Origin of the sequence: Halobacillus sp. BBL2006 (assembly GCF_000786645.1) — a bacterium.
In the GTDB taxonomy this organism is placed as follows: Bacteria; Bacillota; Bacilli; order Bacillales; family Halobacillaceae; genus Halobacillus.
This window is the reverse complement of the sequence record NZ_JRNX01000333.1, coordinates 1-2,906: the sequence shown is the minus strand read 5'-3', so window position 1 is coordinate 2,906 and position 2,906 is coordinate 1. Positions and strand designations below refer to the sequence as shown.

The 2,906-nt window shown below is 44.3% G+C and carries 4 protein-coding genes; 2 read left to right on the top strand and 2 right to left on the bottom strand.

Annotated elements, in window-relative coordinates; all coding sequences use genetic code 11:
• Positions 1–49 precede the first annotated feature (49 nt).
• On the bottom strand, positions 50–1,345 hold the full coding sequence (locus tag LD39_RS10595; RefSeq protein WP_035546080.1) for a glutamate-1-semialdehyde 2,1-aminomutase: 1,296 nt from the start codon (positions 1,343–1,345) through the stop codon (positions 50–52).
• A 226-nt stretch (positions 1,346–1,571) separates the two neighbouring features.
• Positions 1,572–1,658, bottom strand: coding sequence for a YjcZ family sporulation protein (locus LD39_RS22120; protein ID WP_079478425.1), 87 nt, complete (start codon positions 1,656–1,658; stop codon positions 1,572–1,574).
• Positions 1,659–1,897: 239 nt separating this feature from the next.
• Between LD39_RS22120 and LD39_RS10590 the strand changes: the two genes are divergently transcribed.
• Positions 1,898–2,311 (top strand): potassium channel family protein, encoded by a 414-nt coding sequence (locus tag LD39_RS10590; RefSeq protein WP_052158818.1) that lies wholly within the window; start codon positions 1,898–1,900, stop codon positions 2,309–2,311.
• 63 nt (positions 2,312–2,374) lie between these two features.
• Entirely contained in the window at positions 2,375–2,845 is a 471-nt protein-coding gene (gene bcp, locus LD39_RS10585) for a thioredoxin-dependent thiol peroxidase (RefSeq protein WP_035546076.1), read from the top strand.
• Positions 2,846–2,906 lie beyond the last annotated feature (61 nt).

Here is a 2,906-nt window from a genome sequence, read left to right as displayed (position 1 = left end):
AGAAAATATAAAAAAACATCCAGAGCGTTAACTCTGGATGGTATCAATATTATTCATTGCCCATTGTATGGAATACTTTTTCAACAGCACGAAGCGTTTCGTCGATGTCTTCATCTGTATGAGCAGTCGTCAGGAACCATGCTTCATATTTTGAAGGGGCTAGGTTGATGCCCTCAGCCAGCATCAGTTTAAAGAACCTTGCGAATTGGTCGCCGTTCGTATTTTCCGCCTGCTCATAATTTTCAACCTTTTCATCAGTGAAGTACACCGTCAATGCGCCTTTAAGACGGTTGATTTGAATGGAAACCCCGTAATAGCTGGCGTGTTGATGGATGCCTTCTTCCAGACGTCTCCCCAGACGGTCCATCTCCTCATAAACCCCTTCTTGCTGGAGCACTTCAAGGCAAGCGATCCCTGCTGACATGGAAGCAGGGTTTCCAGCCATTGTGCCCGCCTGATAGGCAGGACCGAGAGGAGCGACCTGTTCCATGATGTCTGCGCGTCCGCCATACGCACCGATTGGCAGACCGCCGCCAATGATTTTACCCATTGCCGTCATATCCGGTTCGATGTTAAGAAGCTGTTGGGCACTGCCGTATGTAAAACGGAAAGCGGTAATGACCTCGTCATAGATGACAAGGGCGCCAGCATCGTGGGTTAGTTGGTTCACTTCTTCTAAAAATCCAGGTTTAGGTTCTACGATCCCGAAGTTGCCGACGATTGGCTCGACGAGAACTCCAGCGATTTCATCTCCGAATTTATCCAGTGCCTCTTTGAACGGTTCAATATCATTGAACGGGACAGTGATGACATCCTGAGCAATCGATGCAGGAACTCCAGCGGAATCCGGCGTACCTAAAGTTGATGGTCCAGATCCAGCTGCCACAAGCACAAGGTCAGAGTGTCCATGATAACAGCCCGCAAATTTGATGATTTTGTTTCTTCCTGTATAAGCACGTGCCACACGGATCGTCGTCATAACAGCTTCTGTTCCAGAGTTGACGAAACGTACTTTATCTAGAGAAGGAATCGCATCCTTCAACATTTTCGCAAAACGATTCTCAAGAACAGTTGGCGTCCCGTACAGCACCCCGTTTTGGGCTGCTTTTGTAATGGCCTCTGTGATATGAGGGTGGGCGTGTCCGGTGATAATCGGTCCGTATGCCCCTAAATAGTCGATGAATCGATTCCCGTCGACATCATAAAAGTAGGCTCCTTCAGCGCGGCCCATGTAAACCGGGGTGCCTCCGCCGACGCCTTTATAGGCGCGGGATGGAGAATTGACGCCTCCAACAATATGTTCGGTTGCTTCTTTATATAGTTGTTCTGATTTAGAGAAGTTCAATGTTGTTGCCTCCTTGTCCAATGATTACCTATCTATTGTAGCATGCCTGTCCATGTTCGCAGGGGGGTAACCAAAAGAGCTCTCCTCACGAAAAGAGGAGAGCTCCTGGTTGACTGTTGTTCTTACATTCTAGAATGTTTGATGTTCACCGTTCATCTTCATGAGGAAAAAGCACCTCTGAGCTAACTGCTAAAGGCAGACGGTGCTTCAGCTGTGAGTATTTATTTTAGTATACAAACGCTGCACCAACGATGATTAGAAGGATGAAAAGAACAACGATTAGCGCAAAGCCTCCGCCATATCCGTAACCCATTCACAATTCCCCCTTTCCAATGTTTACTGTATCTTATGCCGGTGTTCGTAAAGGGGGATGTGCATTCGCCCGGTTCTAAGAACAAATTCATTAGGATGATAAAAATAACCACCTCAGGTCTCCCATAATCTGGGAGACCTGAGGTGGTTAATATTCCCATTGGGAAAGCATATTAACAAGGATTTATTCATAAGTAGTCAGTAGGACAATCTTGCTTTCTTTCAAGAAAGGGGTATATGATGTTCATCCTTTTGATTACATCGATCTGTTTAATCCTTATTGCAGCAAGCTTAAGACAGATCTTCATTTCTCTAGAATTTGAACACAAAATATTTTCTTTCCAGCTGTTTGCTTCTATTTTAATTTTATATATGATCATTATGACTGGTTTTGGAATGATTTATTTATGTTTTATCACACAGGGAATTCCTGTGTATATGGACAGTTCACAAGTACATCCACTTGGCTGGATGGAGGAGATGGGGAGGAGTATGTATTTCAGCGGGATGACGCTCTTTACCGTTGGGTATGGGGATATGATTCCGGTCGGTGTAGGACGGTGGATCGTTATATTAGAAGCTATGATCGGTTATTCGCTTCCTGCCGCCTTAGTCATTAAGGTATGGCAAAATGTTCATCATGTGGACAGCTGATATTGGAAGTTTACCTATAGATAGGGTACCCTAATGATAGAAACTTTTTTAGGAGGATCATAGATGACACTCGAAAAAGGAAAACAAGCACCACAATTCACACTACCTGCCAACAACGGAGAAACGGTATCCCTATCTGATTACAAAGGAAAAAACGTTGTTCTTTATTTTTATCCGAAAGATATGACTCCTGGATGCACAACAGAAGCATGCGACTTCCGTGATCACCATGAAAGCTTCGCTGATCTTGATGCTGTGATCTTAGGAGTCAGTCCAGATCCGGTTGAATCTCATAAGAAATTCATCGACAAACATGACTTGCCGTTCCTGCTGCTTGCGGATGAGGAACACGAAGTAGCGGAAGAGTATGGTGTTTGGAAGCTGAAGAAAAACTTCGGTAAAGAGTATTATGGGATCGAACGTTCAACTTTCATCATCGACAAGGAAGGAAATCTTTCTGAAGAATTCCGTAAAGTCAAAGTGGATGGTCACGTAGAAGCGGCTCTTACCTACATTCGTGAAAACCTTCAATAATACGAAAATCAAACCATAGCCGTTGAAGGCTGTGGTTTTTCTTTATTTTTGTATCTCATAT